We start from the raw sequence: 16,052 nt of genomic DNA on the forward strand, positions 1-16,052 counted from the left end.
TAGGCTCGATCACATCGACCTCCCGCATCGGGAGACGTCGCGTTCACCCACCGATTTCCGGAGGATCTCCCATGTCCCAGCGCATTCTCGTGTCCTCGCTCGTCGGCGTCGTCGTCATCGGGGGGATCGCCGCGGGCGGTATCGCCGTGGCCTCCGCCTCCGGCACCACCGAGCCGGCCCTGAAGAACGGTTCGGCCCGCTTCACCGGCACCAGCACCGGCACCGGCACCGGCACGCTCACCTTCACCGCGGACGTGACGGACGACTCGGGCGTCCGGAGCCTCAACGTCCTGGCCTGGCCCGCGCGTTCGGAGCTCGACCCGACCGAGGCCGAGCTGCGGTCCGCCGAGCGCGCCACGTGCGAGAGCACCGGCGAGGACACGTCCCGCTGCACCTACACCGTGCGGGCTTCGAAGGAGGAGGCGGCGGAGCTCGGCACCGGCACCTGGTACGTCTCCGCGCTGGTCACCGCCGAGGACGGCGGCACGGCCTTCGTGCCCCGCGCCGCCACCTTCGAGGTCAGCCGCTGACGACCCGCCAGTACTGCCGCTTGTCCTCGTCCCGTACGACCACGCCCAGCCGCAGCAGTTCCCCGCGCAACTCCCTGGCCTCCTCGGCGCCGTCCTCGTCCTTGCGGGCCTTCGCGCGGGCCCGGAGCAGGGCGTCCGCGCCCGGGGGGAGGCCGGGGGTGCCGGGGACCCAGCGGCGGAACTCGGCGCGGTACGGGTCCTCCCGCGCCCAGGTGTAGCCGCGCTCGGTGAGGGTGTCCGCGAGGCGCTGCCAGGGCAGGCCGCAGTGCTCCCGGGCCAGTTCCATGCCGCTCGGGGCCAGCACGACGAGGTGCTTGCCGTCCCGGAACAGCGCGGAGATCTCCTCGCGGGCGAACTCCTGGGAGCCGTCCCTGATCGTCAGCGTCACGTGGGTGTCGCCGACGCGGACCGACAGCGAGTCGTGCACCGCCGAGACGCCGAGCAGCAGTCCGCCGAGCACGCCCACCGCGGTCGTGCCGAGGGTGAGGACGGGTTCCGGGAGGGAGGTCAGCAGTTCGGCCGGACCCTTCAGCGGTGCCCACGGCAGGGACAGCAGCAGGCGGGCGAGGAGGGGCAGCAGCGCACCGGCGACGGCACCGCAGGCGACGCAGAAGAGCATGATGACCCAGGCCGATTCCTTGAGTTCCGCGGCCTCGTCCGCCCGCGGCCCGGGGCTCTTGTGCAGGGGCACGTTCCTGGCTTCCTCCATGGCATCGAGTCTGCGGAGGGGCCCGCGGCCCTGTCATCAGCCGTTGGTCTACCGGTCCGCGACTTTGGTCGCCGCCCCGCCCGCGCGCCGGTTCCGGGGGCGTCCGCCGTCCCGGCTCAGGGGTGCATCCGCGCCCCCTTCACCACCTTGTCCACCGCGTTCTTCGGGCCGTGGACCGCGAGTCCCACCAGGTCCAGTTCCGCCGTCGGCACCGCCCGTACGGCCGCGCGGTTGTCGCGGTCGTTGCCCGTCGTGAAGAGGTCGGACGTGAAGACCGAGCGGGGCAGGGAGCGGGACAGGGCGCGGGTGTGGGCCGTGGCGAGGGTTTCCTTCGTGGCCTCGAAGACCAGGACCGGCTGGCGGAACATCGGCAGGTAGGGCACGCCGTCCGCGTCCTCGTACGGTTCGCCGATCACCTCGGGGATCTGCGTTCCCAAGCCGCTGACCAGGAAGGACGTGACGTTGAGGCGCTGCCAGGGCTCCAGGTCGGCGCGCAGCAGCACGGCGATCTTCGTGTCGAAGCGGATCGGCTCCGGTCCCGGGGATTCGGTGATCGTGTTCATGATCCGAGCGTGCCCGGCGGCCCCGGGCCGGGTCTTGTACGTTCTTTGCATGGCCTCACAGCCCGCCCGCACGACCCCGGACCGGCAGCGGATCGTCTCCGCCTGGCGGCCGGCCGTCCCGGGTGTGGTCGAGGTCTTCCACGCCCGGTTCACCGAGTACGCGTATCCGATGCACGTCCACGAGGCCTGGACGCTGCTGATCGTCGACACCGGCGCCGTACGGTACGACCTCGACCGGCACGAGCACGGCACCCCGCACGACACGGTGTCGCTGCTGCCGCCGCACGTGCCGCACAACGGCTCCCCCGTCACCCCGGAGGGCTTCCGCAAGCGGGTGCTGTACCTCGACGGGACGTACCTCGGGGACGAGCTCATCGGGGCCGCCGTCGACCGGCCCGACCTGCGCGATCCGCTGCTGCGGCGGCGCGTCGGACAGCTGCACGGCGCGCTGGTGCGGCCGGGTGAGGAGCTGGAGGCCGAGAGCAGGCTGATGTTCGTCGGGGAGCGGTTGCGCGGGCATCTGCGCGGGGAGAGCGACAGGCCCCGACCCGCGGACCCGGTCCTCGCGCGCCGGCTGCGCGAACTGCTGGACGAGCGGGTCGTCGAGGGCATCGGGCTGACCGAGGCCGCCGGGCTGCTGGGCGCCCATCCGTCACACCTGGTACGGGCGTTCAGCACCGCGTACGGCATCGCCCCGCACCAGTACCTGACGTCCCTGCGCGTGGGCCGGGCACGCCGGCTGCTGCTCGAAGGACGGTCACCGAGCGAGGTCGCGGTGGCGACCGGGTTCTACGACCAGTCCCATCTCACCCGGCACTTCCGGAAGCTGGTGGGGGTACCGCCCGGGAGCTACCGCGTGGCGCCCTAGGGGCCTTCCGGGCGCTCCGGGCGCTCCGGGCGCTCCGGGCGTTGCGTCAGGTGCGCGAAGGCGTCCAGGTTCCGTGTCGACTCGCCCCGGGACACCCGCCACTCGTACTCCTTGCGGATCGCCGAGGCGAAGCCCAGCTCCAGCAGGGTGTTGAAGCCGCCGTCGGAGGCCTCCAGGACCTGGCCGAGCAGGCGGTCGAGTTCCTCGGCGGTCACGGCGGACAGGGAGAGCCGGCCGGTGACGTAGACGTCGCCGTGCTGGTCGACGGCGTAACTCACGCCGTAGAGCTTGAGGTTGCGCTCCAGGAGCCAGCGGTGGACGCCCTGCTCGTTCTCGTCGGGGTGGCGGATGACGAAGGCGTTCAGGGACAGGGAGTGGCGGCCGACGATCAGGGAGACGGTCGTCTTCAGTTTGCGGGTGCCGGGGAGTTGCGCGACGTACGTGCCCGGCTCGGGGCTCTCCCACTCCAGCTCGGCGTCCTTCAGGACGGCCTCGACGGTCTGTGCTGCCGCCTTCTGTGCGTCACCCATGGTGCGAGCGTACGCGACGGCGGTGCGCCTGCAGCGCGGCCGTGTAGACGTCCGCCGTGGTGGCGGCCGCGGTGTCCCAGCCGAAGGACTGGGCGTGCCGGGCGGCCTGCGCGCCCATCCGGGGCGACAGCCGCGGGTCGTCGGCGAAGTCGCGCAGCACGCGCGCGTAGTCGGCCGGATCGTGGCCGCGGACGAGGAAACCGGTGTGCCCGTCGCGCACGGCGACCGGCAGGCCGCCGACCGACGCGGCGAGCACCGGAGTGCCGGCCGCCTGGGCCTCTATAGCCACCAGGCCGAAGGACTCGCTGTAGGAGGGCATGACCAGCACGGAGGCGGCGCGGAACCAGTCCGCGAGCTGCTCCTGGCCGACCGGCGGGTGGAACCGTACGACGTCCGCGATGCCGAGGCGGGCGGCGAGCTTCTGCAGTCCCTCGGGCTTGGCGAGGCCGCTGCCGCTGGGGCCGCCGACGACCGGCACGAGGATGCGCGAGCGCAGCTCGGGGCGCTGGTCGAGGAGGACGGCGACGGCACGCAGCAGCACGTCGGGGGCCTTGAGGGGCTGGATGCGGCCCGCGAAGAGCGGGATGAGGGCGTCCTGGGGCAGGCCGAGGCGGGCCCGGGCGGCGGCGCGGCCGTCGGCGGGCGAGAAGCGGCTCAGGTTCACACCGGGGTGGACGACGGCGACCTTGTCGGTGTCGGCCGCGTAGTGCCGGACGAGTTCGTCGGCCTCTTCGGTGGTGTTGGCGATGAGCCGGTCGGCGGCGTCGACGATCTGGGTCTCGCCGATGACCCGGGCGGCCGGCTCGGGGGTGTCGCCGTCGGCCAGGTTGGCGTTCTTGACCTTGGCCATGGTGTGCATGGCGTGCACCAGGGGGACGCCCCAGCGCTGGGCGGCGAGCCAGCCGACGTGTCCGGAGAGCCAGTAGTGGGAGTGGACCAGGTCGTAGTGGCCGGGGCGGTGGCCTGCCCAGGCCTGCATCACGCCGTGCGTGAAGGCGCACAGCTGGGCGGGGAGGTCCTCCTTGTTGAGGCCCTCGTAGGGACCGGCGTCGACGTGCCGGACGAGGACGCCGGGGGCCAGTTCGACGGTGGGCGGGAGGGCGGCAGCGGTCGCGCGCGTGAAGATCTCGACCTCGATGTTGATCGCGGCGAGGCGCTGCGCGAGCTCCACGATGTAGACGTTCATGCCGCCGGCGTCGCCGGTGCCCGGCTGATGCAGCGGGGAGGTGTGCACGGAGAGCATGGCCACCCGGCGGGGCCTGCGGTGCAGCCGGAGGCGCGCGGGCGAGGACGCGGAGCGCCGCCCGAGCCTGCCGATGTACTGGCTCACGTGGCCTTCCTCCTTGGCTGCGGGCATACCGGATGGAGGCGCGGGTGCCCTCCAAGCCGGTGCAACACCGGAGGGACGCATTCCCATTCCTGCCGGGGTTCCGAGGGGGCCGTTTTTGCCGAGCCATTACCAGAGGTCGCTCAACCGTTCGAGGGGGGGGAGTGCGTTGCCCGGGGCGGGAGGCGGGCCGGGGGTACACGGTGACGGGCCGAGGCGGGCGGACGAGCCGACGGTTACGGGGCGGGCCGAGGGGCGGCGGGGGCGGGCCGGGGGTCGGCCGGGGCGGGGCGGGGGTCGGCCGTGACGGGGCGGGGGCCGATGGGGACGGGCCGAGGCCGGCGGGGGGACGCGCCGGGGACGGCGGGGGGACGTGCCGGGGCGGGCGGGGACGGGCCGAGGGCCAGCGGTGAGAGACCGAGGACCTGCGAGGAGAGACCGGGGACCTGCGGGGACGGGCCGAGGGGGCGGCGGGGGCGGGCCGAGGGCTAGCGGAGGGCGCATACCCTCTTAGGCATGACAGCCCGCGCGACCCCCCGCCCCCTGGGCACGGTGACGCGCGGGACGACCAATCCCAACCGGCTGCGCCGCATGGACCGCTGGATCGCGGCCACGCACGGCGCGGAGCTGCGCCGCGCCGCCGACCCCGTGGCGGTCGACCTCGGCTACGGCGCCGCCCCCTGGACGGCCGTCGAACTGCTGCACCGTCTGCGGACGGTCGCGCCACGCGCGCGTGTCGTGGGCATCGAGATCGAGCCGGCCCGGGTCGCGGCGGCGCTGCCGTACGAGCGGCCGGGGCTGGTCTTCCGGCACGGCGGCTTCGAGATCCCGATCCCGCAGCGGCCCCTGCTGGTGCGCGCGGCGAACGTGCTGCGGCAGTACGAGGAGGCCGAGGTCGCCGCCGTGTGGCAGCGGCTGTGCGCGCGGCTCGCGCCGGCCGACCCGGCGGGCGGTTCGCGCGGCGGGCTGCTGGTCGAGGGGACCTGCGACGAGATCGGCCGCCGGCACGTGTGGGTCGCGCTCGGCCCGGAAGGGCCCCGCACGGTCACCTTCGCGACCCGCCTCGGCTCCCTGGAGCGCCCTTCGGACCTGGCGGAACGCCTGCCGAAGGCGCTCATCCACCACAACGTCCCGGGCGAGCCGGTGCACGCCTTCCTGCGCGACTTCGACCGCGCCTGGGCCGCCGCCGCGCCCTACGCCTCCTACGGTGCCCGCCAGCGCTGGATCCGGGCGGTACGGGACCTCACGGCCGACTGGCCGGTGGCCGACGGGCCGGTGCGCTGGCGGCAGGGCGAAGTGACGGTCCGCTGGGAGGCGTTGGCACCCCGGTCCTGAGCCCCGGGCCGCGGCCCCAGCCGGGCGGCCCGAGCCGCCCGGCTCAACCCGCGGGGGTACCGCCGGGATACCGCCGGGATACCGCCGGGAACGATCTCTTTGAGTCGTTCGTCACACACCCGGGGAGATCGTCATGCCGGGGGCATACCGGGGAGGGGGCGGCGGGAAGTACTACCTCTGTCGCTTTGCCCGCCGACATGGCAGCATCCCCAGGCGAACCGGAAGTTACTGACGGTTAATCAGTTTGGGGGACGAAGTATGCGTAGGGGCAAGCGTGGCCTGATCGCGACGGCCGTGACCGTGGTCTGCGCGGTCTCGGTGCTGGCGGCACCGGGCACGGCGTTCGCGAGTCCCAGCCCCTCCCCCACCCCGAGCACGGGCCCGACGCTCGCCCCCGGCAAGGACCTCGAAGCCGTCCGCGAGAAGCTCGACAAGCTCTACCGCGCCGCGGCCCGCGCCACCGACGAGTACAACGCCGCCGAGGAGAAGGCGGACAAGCAGTCCGACGAGATCGTGAAACTGGCCAAGAAGATCGTCAAGGGCCAGGAGCGGCTGGAGCAGCTCAAGGAGCGCGCGGGCGCCGCGGCCGCCGCCCAGTACCGCGGCGGCGGACTCCCGCCCGAGGCCCATCTGATGCTCAGCGACGACCCGCAGGAGTTCCTCGACGGCGCCGGCCGGGTCCGCGAGGGCCACCACGCGACCAAGGGCCTGATCGGCGAACTGACCCGCACCCAGGAGGACTTGGAGCAGTACGCCGAGGACGCCTCCGCGCAGTGGAAGAAGCTGGAGGCGGGCCGCAAGGCCAAGGCCGTCGCGCAGAAGAAGATCGAGAAGCAGATCGCGCAGGCGGAGAAGCTGGAATCCGAGCTGCAGAAGGAGGAGCAGGAGCGCCTCGCCCAGCTGGAGAAGGAGGCCGCGGACAAGGCGCAGACCGCCTGGCTCGACTCCGGCATCCTCCAGGAGATCAGCGGAAAGGCCTCCGAGCAGGGCAAGAAGGCCGTCGCGTACGCCACGGCCCAGATCGGCAAGCCCTACCAGTGGGGCGCCGAGGGCCCGAAGAGCTACGACTGCTCGGGGCTGACCTCACAGGCCTGGATATCCGCCGGCCGCGGCATCCCGCGCACCTCGCAGGAGCAGTGGAAGCAGCTCCGCCACATCGACGTCCAGGACATGCGGCCCGGCGACCTCATCATCTACTTCGACGACGCCAGCCATGTCGCGATGTACGTCGGAGACGGCGCGATCGTGCACGCGCCCCGGCCCGGACGGGACGTGACCCTCGCGGGGGCGGGCTCCATGCCCATCCTGGGAGTAGTGCGGCCCGACGCGGGCTGAACGCCCGAGCGCATACCGGATCCCCGAGCACGCACCGGATATCGGACAGTGGACACCCCCGGTGACCTGGCCCACGTGACCCACCCCACCCCGAACCAGCCGCCAAACGCCGCGTCGGCGTGACGTTCGTCATTCCCACGGCATCTCCGGCCTGTCCAACTGCGGGGCATATCGCGGCATATGACACTGGCCGGTGGCGCAGCGGCGTGGCTCACACCATTCCAATGCGGCGCCGACACCCGCTATGGTCCCCGTCGGTGGGTCGAGGTCCCTCGCCCCCGCCATGCCCTCGGGGGGAGGGAAGGAACCCAAGACGATGCCCGTACCCATACCGCGGCAGAGAGCGATCCCGGCCGTGGAGAGTGGTCAGGCGCAGGCCGCGTCCCCGCGCGGCGGCTCCGCCGAGGACTCCGTCACGGACGCCTCGGCCGCGGCCCGCACGCCGGACGCCGGGAACACCACGGACAAGGTGGAGAACCAGACCGCCCACACGAATCTCACCCTGCTGCTGATCGAGGACGATCCGGCGGGTTCGCCGATCGTGCCCGACATGCTCGACCAGGCGGGCAAGCCGATCCGCGTCCGCACGGCCCGCAACCTCACCGAGGCCGAGCGGCTGCTGACCGACGACGTCCACTGCATCCTGCTGGACCTCGCGCTGTCCGCGCCCGGCCGCAGCGACTCCGACGACGAGCTCGCCGTGCTCAAGCACGTGCTGGAGCTCGCGCCCCGGCACGCCGTCCTCGCGCTGACCGCCTCGGGCGACGCCGAGCGCGGCGCGGAGGCCGTGCGCGTGGGCGCCCAGGACTACCTCTTCCGCGACGAGCTGGACGGCCGGCTGCTCAGCCGCGCGATTCGCTACGCGGTGGAGCGCAAGCGCTCCGAGTCGGCCGAGCGCCGGCTCGCAGAGGGCCGGCTGCGCGCCCAGGAGAACCGCCGCCTGGAGCGCGGTCTGCTGCCGACGCCGCTGCTGGACGGCTCCCCGCTGCGGTTCGCCGCGCGCTACCGCCCGGGCCGCTCGCGCGCCCTGCTCGGCGGTGACTTCTACGACGTCGTACGCACGCCGGACGGCACCGTGCACGCCATGATCGGCGATGTCTGCGGCCACGGCCCGGACGAGGCCGCGCTCGGGGTGGAGCTGCGGATCGCGTGGCGCGCGCTGACGCTGGCGGGCCTCTGCGGCGACCAGCTGCTGGGCACGCTGCAGCAGGTGCTGGAGCACGAGCGGGCCGACGACGAGATCTTCGCGACCCTGTGCACCGTGGACATCGCGCCGGACGGCCGCCGCGCGGGCCTGTGCCTGGCGGGCCACCCCTCGCCGCTGCTCGCCAGCCCGGGCCGGCCGGCCCGCCTGCTGCCCTACGACAACAACGGGCCGGCCCTCGGGCTGCTGCCCGGGGCCCGCTGGCCGCGGATGCAGGTGGAGCTGGGGGCCGAGTGGAGCCTGATGCTCTACACCGACGGCCTGATCGAGGGCCGGGTCGGCGAGGGCCGGGAGCGGCTCGGGCAGGACGGCATGACGGAGATGGTCCGCCGCCAGTTCGCCGAGGGCCTGCGGGGCGAGCAGCTGCTGCGGGCGGCGGTGAACGAGGTCCGCGACCTCAACGGCGGCGAGCTGACGGACGACGTGGCGGTACTGCTGCTGGACCGGGTGCCGTAGCCCCGGGCTCCGGGACTGCCGAGGGAGGCTCCAGGACCGCCGGTAGAGGCTCCACCGACCGCCGGTAGAGGCTGCGGGGCTGCCGAAGCCGCTACCGGCCGCCGTTCCACGGGCCGTACGGGCCGTCGCTGCTGGAGCCGCGGTTGCTGCGGCCGCCGCCCGGGAGCGCCCGGATCGCGGGGCGGACGTCGACCATGTACACGATCGTCGCGATGAGGCCGATGATCGGCAGGAACGACAGGATCGGGAAGAGCAGGTTCACCACGAAGGCGAGCCCGAGGATGATCAGCCAGAACGGCTTGGTCTTCTTGTCCGCCGCGCGGTAGGCGTCCTCCCGGCGCACGGCCGCGTCGATCAACGCGAAGCCGCTGAAAACGATCAGGGCCATGCTCAGAAGCGACATAAACCCTTCGAAGCCCTGCATCAGCACAATGTCCACCACCCGACTCGGCTCGTCCTACGCGGTCACCGTACCCGTACAACGGGCCGGGCACCCCCGGGGTGCCCGGCCCGCGTCGGCTCGTGTGCCTACTTCTTTCGCGCCTGCTTCTCTTGTGCCTACTTCGCCGGCGGCGTCGTCTTCTTCGCCGTGGCGGGCTTGCGCGCCGGGGCCTTCTTGGCCGGGGCCTTCTTCGCGGCGGCGGTCTTGGCCTCGGCGGGCTTCGCCGGCTCCTCCTTGACCGCGACCGGCTCCGGCTTCGGCTCGACGGCCACGGCCAGCTCCTCGACGCCCTCGGCGACGTCCTCGATGCCCTCGGCGGCCTCGCCGCGCCAGGTCCGCACGGCCTGCTCGCCGTGCTCGGCGACCTTCTCGTAGGTCTCGCGGGCCTTGACGGCGTACTCGGCGGCCACGCCGACGCCGCGCAGCGCGAAGTCCTGGGCGGTCTCGCCGACCTTCTTCAGGTCCGCGTCGATCGTGCTGCCGAGCTTCTTGATGTCGACGTCGATGGAGCCGATGAACTCGGTGACCTTGTTCTGGAGGGTCTGCTGCGTCTCCTTGACGCGGGCGGAGGCCTCCTTGGCCCGGGCGGACGCCTTCTCCTGGACGGCCTTGGTGTCCGTGTTGCGCACGGCGTCGATCCGCGCCGGGGCCTCGGCGCGCAGCTGCTCCACCAGGGCCGGCACCTTCTTGGCCTGCTGAAGGGCGAGGTCGGCGGTGCCTGCGGCGAAGTAGAGCGGGGTCGGGTCGCTGAAGGTCTTGCGCAGGTCGTCGGTGATGGCCATGGTGATGGTCCTCCCGGATTCTGTCTCGCTTGAGGGTTCGGCTGAGGGTTGTGTGATCCGCAGTCGGCGGCCGGTGCCCTGGTCCGGCTCAGCCGGCCGTCTGCTGCGGATCGGTGTCGCTGCCGCCGGTGGCCTTGCGGGTGCGGCGGGGCTTGGCGGACGTACCGCCGTCGTTCCCGCCGGTACGGCGCTCGGCGGGCGGTTCGCCGTCGGCCGTGCGGGTCCGTCGTATCCCGGTGCCGCCGTCCGGGGCGGATCCGTCCGTGTCCGCCGCGTCGTCGCCGACGACGATGCCGACGACGGCGGAGCCGCCCGAGCCGCCGGCGAGGTCGCCGTCGCCGTCGGTCCCGAACCCGTTCTCCTTGCGGAAGGACTCGTAGATCTGCAGCAGCACCTGCTTCTGCCGCTCGTGCAGCGTCGGGTCCGCGAGGATGACGGCGCGCGTCTCCACCTCGTCCCGGTCGCGCTCGGCGTCGAGGATGCCGGCCCGGACGTACAGCGTCTCGGCGGAGATCCGCAGGGCCTTGGCGACCTGCTGCAGCACCTCCGCGCTCGGCTTGCGCAGCCCGCGCTCGATCTGGCTCAGATACGGATTGGACACCCCGGCGGCGTCGGCGAGCTGCCGCAGCGACAGCTGCGCGTTGCGCCGCTGCTCGCGCAGGTAGTCACCGAGATTGCCGACGTTGAGCGATGCCATGCCTCCACAGTGCCGCACCCCGCTAACTATTGCAAGCACCCGCTTGCAATAGTGCGCCACGCCACGCGGGACGCGTCCCGCGTCCGGCCTCCTGGTGCAGGTGCTCTGGGGCCGGCCTCGCGAGTCGCCGAGAAAGGACGTTGTCGGTGGACTCTGCCAGTGTGTGCGACGTGGATGAACTGGTGGAGCGTGTCGACGGTCGAGATCACGTGCTGGGGGTGGTCAGCCGTCAGGAGGCCATCCGGGAGGGTTGGCTGCACCGGGTCGCCGTGACGGTGTGCCGTGATGAGCGTGGGCGGATCCTCATCCACCGGCGGTCGGAGCAGGTATCGCGCTTCCCAGGGCTCTACGAGGTCGAGGTCGGTGGCGCCGCGCATGTCGGCGAGTCCTATGAACAGGCCGCCGCGCGGGAGCTGGCCGAAGAGCTGGGCGTTCGTGCGCTGCCGCGCCTGCTGTTCACGTTCATCAACCGCAGCGGCTTGAGCCCTCACTGGCTCGGCGTGCACGAAGCCGTGGTGCGGGACGCCATGGTCCCCGATCCCGATGAGGTCGCCTGGCTTGGTTGGCTGACCGAGCCGGAGCTCGACTCGGCCCTGCGGGAGTGGCGCTTCACCCCCGACAGCCACGAAGCCTTCAGCCGGTATCTCGCGTTCCGGACCGCGCAGTCCTGACCTCTCTCGCCTCGCGGGCTGGGACGCCTGCTTGCGGCCAACGCGCCTTGTGAGAGCGGCTGATCGCCATGGCCGAACTCCCGGCGATCGCCAACGCGGACCCGGCAGCGTCCTTCGCACCGCCGCACACCTGGCCGCCGGCACAGCCCCTTCGATCTGGTTCTGGCCGGAGGCCTCTTCGACTACCTCGAAGAACGTCGGGGTGACATCCGCACCATCGCTCGTCAGTCGAGGCCTTCGATGATGCGGAAGTCGCGCTCGAAGCCGGCGGGGAGTTCGGCCAGCGCCTTCTGGTAGGCCGCGCTCTCGTATGCGGTGACCGCCTGTTCGAAGCTGTCGAACTCGATCAGGACAACGCGCTCGGCGATTCCGGCTTCGTGTGCGACGACCCGGCTGCCGATGCCGGCGAGCAGCCGCCCGCCTGCGGCCATGACGGCCAGACCGGCCAGTTCGTTGTAGCCATCAAGCCCCTCAGGGTCTGTGACGGTGGGATAGACGCTGACCCAGTAGCCCTTGGCCACGGTTCCTCCTGTGTTCGGAATTGATCACCAGAAATATGCTCAGATCCATCGCCGGCTCGCTGTGGCGGGCGTTGGTCCGTGGGAATGCGGCATCACTCCTCGCCGGTGGACGGCGCGTCATCCAGAACGGCGGTCGGGCCGCCACCCGCGCCGTCCTGCTGACACGCGTCGACGACCGCTACCTCGGACATGGCACCGGGCCCGTGGTCAGCAGCATGGTCAGGTCCAGTGCGGGCGCGCTGTGCGTCAACGCCCCGACCGAGATGAGGTCGACGCCCGTCCCGGCGATGGCGAGAACTGTGTCCAGGCGGATGGTGCCCGAGGCCTCCAGCAGGATCCGGGAAGCGTCGGCCCGCCCGTCCCGGAGCCTCACGACCCGCTCGATGTCGGCCACCGGCATGTTGTCGAGCATGATCCAGCGGGCTCCGGCGTCGAGGGCCTCGACGGCCTGGGTGACGGTCTGCACCTCGACATCGCTCTCCACGGTCTGCCCGGTGCGCGCCATCCCGCGCCTGACGGCCTCGATCGCGGCGGTCACCCCGCCCGCCGCGGCGATGTGGTTCTCCTTGAGCAGGACCATCGCCGCGAGATCGAGGCGGTGGTTGTGGCCGCCGCCGGCGGCGACCGCGTACTTGTCCAGGGCGCGCAGGCCCGGCGCCGTCTTGCGCGTGTCCAGGATGCGCGCCCCGGTCCCTGCCACGGCTTGGACGTAGCGGTCGGTCAGCGTCGCGATGCCGCACATGCGCTGCAGGAAGTTCAGCGCCGTACGCTCCCCGGTGATCAGGCTGCGCGCCGGACCGGACAGGTGCACCAGGACCTGGCCGTCGGCCAGCCGGGCGCCGTCGGCGACGGCCGGCTCGACCTTGACCTCGGGGTCGACCTGCGCGAAGACCTCGGTGACCACGGGGAGGCCGGCGGCGATGCCGCTGCGCCGGGTGCGGATCTCGGCCGTGGCCGCCAGGTCCTCGGGAACGCTCCACTCGGTGGTGATGTCCTTCCCTGACGCGTCCTCGGCCAGAGCGGCAGCGACGGCGGTCCGTGCTGCCGCAGAGGGAAACTCGGTCGTGGTCATCTGGTCTCCGGCTCTGAGTGGACGTCGGCTTGATGGCGGCGTGCCGGTCACCCGTCTCCCCCGTTTCGATTTCCGAAGCGGTCACCGATGCTAGCGTGTCGGAATTCGAAGCATCAACCCTCCAGAGCTGGACATCCCGACATGGCAACACCCCGACCCGGCAGCCCTGTTCGCGGCTCGACCACCGGCCGCCCTCTCATGGCCGCACTCGATCTGTTCGGGCGGCGGTGGAGTCTGCGCATCCTGTGGGAGCTTCGCGGGGGTCCGCTTGGATTCCGCCCCTTGCAGAAGCGGTGCGACGACATGTCCTCCAGCGTGATGCGGCAGCGCCTGACCGAACTGCTGGATGCCCAGGTGATTCACCAACTACCGGACAGCCGCTACGAGCTCACCCCGCTGGGACACGAGGCGCGCGACGCCCTGAACCCCCTCGTCCGCTGGGCGGAACGCTGGGCGGCCACGATCGACCCCCAAGGGGCGGACCACACCGACGACCAGTCCGCCGGCCGCGTCTCACATCCGGACACCATGGGCGACGGGACGCCGGAGAGGGGCTCCGCGGACTGACACCCCGCCTCGGATCGGAGGCAGGGAAGATGACGACACCTACCGTGCTCAGTCTCGACGCGGCCTCAGCGGAAGGCGGCACCCTGCTCCGACGCCCATTGCCGGAACGACCTGGCCGCGGACCCGGTGACCCGGGGAACGGTGTCGCGCACCGTCAGCAACTCCTCGTTGACGTCCCCGCCCATCAAGTCGAGGACGGCATCCGCGGTCTCGTCTCCCAGGAGGGGAGCGAGTTGCCGGTGGGCTTCCTCCCGGCTGATCTCGATGCAGGCCACCTCCCGTCCCGACGCCGCGGCGATGACCGCGACCTGCCGTCGGACCGTGATGCGCTCCGGCCCGGTCAACGCATACGTCTGCCCCTGGTGGCCCGGCTCGGTCAGCGCCGCACGGGCCACCGCCGCGATGTCCGCGGGGTGGATGGCCGGGAGACCGATGTCCGCATACGGCGCTCGGACCACGCCCTCTTCGCGGATCGACTGCGCCCACCACAGCGTGTTCGAGGCGAACTGCGTCGGCCGCAGCACGGTCCAGGCCATGCCGCTGTCCTTGAGCAGCCGCTCCACGGCCAGGTTCTCGCCGGCCGCGGGCAGATGCGGATGAGTCTGCACGGTGATCGACGACACGAGCACCACATGCTCCACGCCTGCCTGCCGGGCAGCCGCCAGGACCTCCGCCTCCGCGCCCATGCCCGACAACAGAAACAGCGAGCGCACTCCCTCCAGCGCGGCCTTCAGGGAATCCGCCTGCGCGAGATCACCCTCGACAGCCTCGATCCCCTCGGGGAATGAGGCCCGTCCCGCATCCCGAGTCAGAGCGCGCACCGGTGCGGCACCGGCCTCGTGCAACTCCCTCAGCAGCGCACTTCCGATGTTCCCGGTCGCGCCGGTCACGAGGATCATCGTGGTCTCTTCCTGCCGTCAGCCTGTGATCACGTCCACGGCACGCTAAGACCTCAACTTCGCTTGGGGTCAAGGAAGCCGTGCTGCTCGGGACGACGCGCCGGCGAAGTCATCGCTCGCGAGCGACTCTCCTCCGTGCGGCCCGCCACCGAGGCACATGAATCTGCCCGAGGCACACGAATCGGCCCGAGGCGCCCGGACTCGTCCGGACGGGACAGTAGCTTCGGGGGAAGGGCCGTCCGGTGGCCCAACGGGGAGTCGCGGGCAAGGAGTTGGTGATGGACGCGCAGGACACCGCCGAGAGGCTGCGGGCGGTCGTGGAGGAGTTGTCGGAGCGGTTCTACGAGCGGGACGACGTCGTGCGGACGCTGGTGGTGACGCTGCTGGCCGGGCAGCACTCGCTGGTGCTCGGTCCGCCCGGGACGGCGAAGTCCGAGCTGGCCCGGGAGCTGACGGGCCGGATCGAGGGGGCGTCCTACTGGGAGATCCTGCTGTCGAAGTTCACCGCGCCGACGCGGATGTTCGGCCCCATCGACGTCGCCGCGCTGGCCCGCGGCGAGTACCGCCAGGTCTACGACGGCCGCGCCACCACCGCGCACGTCGCGTTCATCGACGAGATCTTCAAGTGCTCCACGGCCGCGCTGAACGAGACGCTCGGCTACCTCAACGAGCGGATCTACCACCCCGAGAACGGCGGCGAGCCGATCCGCTGCCCCCTCATCGGGGCCATCACGGCGAGCAACGAACTGCCCGCCGAGGAGGACGCGGCCGCGATCTACGACCGGCTGCTCGTGCGGATCGAGGTCGGCTACCTGGAGGACCCCGCGAACTTCGCCGCCCTGGTGCGCTCCGCCGTCAGCCGCCCGGCGGCACCGAGACGGACCACCGTCAGCCTCGCCGCGCTGCGGCACGCCGTGGCCGAAGCCGTCCCGGCCGTGGACGTCCCCGACGCGATCGTGGACGCGGTGTGCACGCTGCGGGCCGCCCTGCGCCGCAGGGAACTCGTCGCCTCCGACCGCCGCTGGCGGCAGGCGGTCGGCCTGCTCCAGGCGTCCGCGTACCTCGACGGCCGCCCGGAGGTCGCCGAGGCCGACCTGTCCGTGCTGACCCACGTGCTGTGGAACTCCCCCGCCGAACGCCCCGCCGTCGAACGCGAGGTGCTGCACCTGGTCAACCCCGACGCCAAGGAGGCGCTCGACCTGGCCGACACCATCGAGGAGCTGGAGGCCCAGCTCGACGCCATGGCCGGGCAGTCCCGCGAAGCGCTGAGCGAATGGGTCATCAAGAAGGCGCACCACCAGCTCGCCATGGCGGGCAAGCGGCTGGAGAAGCTCCGAGCGGAGGCGGCGGGCGCCGGCCGTTCCACCGCCGCGATCGACCGGGTCACCGGCCGCCAGCGCGCCGTCCGCGCCCGCGTCCTCACCGAGGCCCTCGGCATGGACGCGAGCATGCTGCAGGACCGGCTGTGACGACCGGCGAAGCGCCGAGCAGCGGACGGGAGGGGTTCGACGAGCCGGAGAGCCGGGGCGGAACATGGCTCGGCC

18 protein-coding genes are annotated in these 16,052 nt (G+C 72.2%); 8 read left to right on the forward strand and 10 right to left on the reverse strand.

Features of this window, described 5'->3' with window-relative positions; all coding sequences use genetic code 11:
* Positions 1 to 71: 71 nt before the first annotated feature.
* Positions 72 to 530 (forward strand): DUF5707 domain-containing protein, encoded by a 459-nt coding sequence (locus ABZ948_RS16480; protein WP_359760077.1) that lies wholly within the window; start codon positions 72 to 74, stop codon positions 528 to 530.
* On the opposite strand, the gene ABZ948_RS16485 is transcribed toward ABZ948_RS16480, so the two are convergent.
* Positions 520 to 1,239, reverse strand: a complete 720-nt coding sequence (locus ABZ948_RS16485) for a YqeB family protein (RefSeq protein WP_359760078.1) — start codon at positions 1,237 to 1,239, stop codon at positions 520 to 522. The genes ABZ948_RS16480 and ABZ948_RS16485 overlap by 11 nt on opposite strands.
* Positions 1,240 to 1,355: 116 nt before the next feature.
* On the reverse strand, positions 1,356 to 1,802 hold the full coding sequence (locus tag ABZ948_RS16490) for a DUF2000 family protein (RefSeq protein ID WP_359760080.1): 447 nt from the start codon (positions 1,800 to 1,802) through the stop codon (positions 1,356 to 1,358).
* A 49-nt stretch (positions 1,803 to 1,851) separates the two neighbouring features.
* Here ABZ948_RS16490 and ABZ948_RS16495 point away from each other — a divergent pair, with 49 nt between their 5' ends.
* Positions 1,852 to 2,670 carry a helix-turn-helix transcriptional regulator gene (locus tag ABZ948_RS16495; protein ID WP_359760082.1) on the forward strand — a complete coding sequence of 273 codons (819 nt, stop codon included), beginning with the start codon at positions 1,852 to 1,854 and terminating at the stop codon, positions 2,668 to 2,670.
* On the opposite strand, the gene ABZ948_RS16500 is transcribed toward ABZ948_RS16495, so the two are convergent.
* Both ABZ948_RS16500 and mshA read right to left on the reverse strand, forming a co-directional pair.
* A complete protein-coding gene (locus ABZ948_RS16500) occupies positions 2,667 to 3,200 on the reverse strand; it encodes a type III secretion system chaperone family protein (protein ID WP_359760083.1) in 534 nt (177 codons plus the stop codon). The two genes, ABZ948_RS16495 and ABZ948_RS16500, sit on opposite strands and share 4 nt — an antisense overlap.
* Complete coding sequence (gene mshA / locus ABZ948_RS16505; RefSeq protein WP_359760085.1) at positions 3,193 to 4,530, reverse strand: D-inositol-3-phosphate glycosyltransferase; 1,338 nt, start codon at positions 4,528 to 4,530, stop codon at positions 3,193 to 3,195. The genes ABZ948_RS16500 and mshA overlap by 8 nt, the downstream gene beginning before the upstream one ends.
* Before the next feature lie 513 nt (positions 4,531 to 5,043).
* Between mshA and ABZ948_RS16510 the strand changes: the two genes are divergently transcribed.
* From ABZ948_RS16510 to ABZ948_RS16520, 3 genes are all read left to right on the forward strand, one after another.
* Positions 5,044 to 5,862, forward strand: a complete 819-nt coding sequence (locus ABZ948_RS16510) for a class I SAM-dependent methyltransferase (protein ID WP_359760087.1) — start codon at positions 5,044 to 5,046, stop codon at positions 5,860 to 5,862.
* Positions 5,863 to 6,120: 258 nt separating this feature from the next.
* On the forward strand, positions 6,121 to 7,197 hold the full coding sequence (locus ABZ948_RS16515; RefSeq protein WP_359760089.1) for a C40 family peptidase: 1,077 nt from the start codon (positions 6,121 to 6,123) through the stop codon (positions 7,195 to 7,197).
* A 316-nt stretch (positions 7,198 to 7,513) separates the two neighbouring features.
* On the forward strand, positions 7,514 to 8,857 hold the full coding sequence (locus ABZ948_RS16520; RefSeq protein WP_359760091.1) for a PP2C family protein-serine/threonine phosphatase: 1,344 nt from the start codon (positions 7,514 to 7,516) through the stop codon (positions 8,855 to 8,857).
* A gap of 91 nt (positions 8,858 to 8,948) precedes the next feature.
* On the opposite strand, the gene ABZ948_RS16525 is transcribed toward ABZ948_RS16520, so the two are convergent.
* From ABZ948_RS16525 to ABZ948_RS16535, 3 genes are all read right to left on the reverse strand, one after another.
* Entirely contained in the window at positions 8,949 to 9,281 is a 333-nt protein-coding gene (locus ABZ948_RS16525) for a DUF2516 family protein (RefSeq protein ID WP_359760263.1), read from the reverse strand.
* A 134-nt stretch (positions 9,282 to 9,415) separates the two neighbouring features.
* A complete protein-coding gene (locus tag ABZ948_RS16530; protein ID WP_359760093.1) occupies positions 9,416 to 10,081 on the reverse strand; it encodes a hypothetical protein in 666 nt (221 codons plus the stop codon).
* An 88-nt stretch (positions 10,082 to 10,169) separates the two neighbouring features.
* Positions 10,170 to 10,778: a helix-turn-helix domain-containing protein gene (locus ABZ948_RS16535; protein ID WP_359760095.1), complete on the reverse strand. Its 609-nt coding sequence runs from the start codon at positions 10,776 to 10,778 to the stop codon at positions 10,170 to 10,172.
* A gap of 161 nt (positions 10,779 to 10,939) precedes the next feature.
* Here ABZ948_RS16535 and ABZ948_RS16540 point away from each other — a divergent pair, with 161 nt between their 5' ends.
* The gene (locus tag ABZ948_RS16540; RefSeq protein ID WP_359760265.1) at positions 10,940 to 11,449 is read left to right on the forward strand and encodes an NUDIX hydrolase; all 510 of its coding nucleotides are present in this window, start codon (positions 10,940 to 10,942) and stop codon (positions 11,447 to 11,449) included.
* A 224-nt stretch (positions 11,450 to 11,673) separates the two neighbouring features.
* Here ABZ948_RS16540 and ABZ948_RS16545 read toward each other — a convergent pair whose 3' ends face one another.
* A complete protein-coding gene (locus tag ABZ948_RS16545; RefSeq protein ID WP_359760097.1) occupies positions 11,674 to 11,970 on the reverse strand; it encodes a DUF1330 domain-containing protein in 297 nt (98 codons plus the stop codon).
* A 178-nt stretch (positions 11,971 to 12,148) separates the two neighbouring features.
* Positions 12,149 to 13,042 carry a carboxylating nicotinate-nucleotide diphosphorylase gene (gene nadC, locus ABZ948_RS16550; protein WP_359760099.1) on the reverse strand — a complete coding sequence of 298 codons (894 nt, stop codon included), beginning with the start codon at positions 13,040 to 13,042 and terminating at the stop codon, positions 12,149 to 12,151.
* A 198-nt stretch (positions 13,043 to 13,240) separates the two neighbouring features.
* Between nadC and ABZ948_RS16555 the strand changes: the two genes are divergently transcribed.
* Positions 13,241 to 13,609, forward strand: coding sequence for a winged helix-turn-helix transcriptional regulator (locus tag ABZ948_RS16555; RefSeq protein ID WP_435857514.1), 369 nt, complete (start codon positions 13,241 to 13,243; stop codon positions 13,607 to 13,609).
* Between the two features lie 65 nt (positions 13,610 to 13,674).
* On the opposite strand, the gene ABZ948_RS16560 is transcribed toward ABZ948_RS16555, so the two are convergent.
* Positions 13,675 to 14,508, reverse strand: coding sequence for an NAD(P)H-binding protein (locus ABZ948_RS16560; RefSeq protein ID WP_359760103.1), 834 nt, complete (start codon positions 14,506 to 14,508; stop codon positions 13,675 to 13,677).
* Positions 14,509 to 14,786: 278 nt separating this feature from the next.
* Between ABZ948_RS16560 and ABZ948_RS16565 the strand changes: the two genes are divergently transcribed.
* Entirely contained in the window at positions 14,787 to 15,977 is a 1,191-nt protein-coding gene (locus tag ABZ948_RS16565) for an AAA family ATPase (protein ID WP_359760105.1), read from the forward strand.
* Positions 15,978 to 16,052: the final 75 nt, after the last annotated feature.

It is taken from the genome of Streptomyces olindensis (assembly GCF_040645895.1).
Taxonomy (GTDB): domain Bacteria; phylum Actinomycetota; class Actinomycetes; order Streptomycetales; family Streptomycetaceae; genus Streptomyces; species Streptomyces olindensis.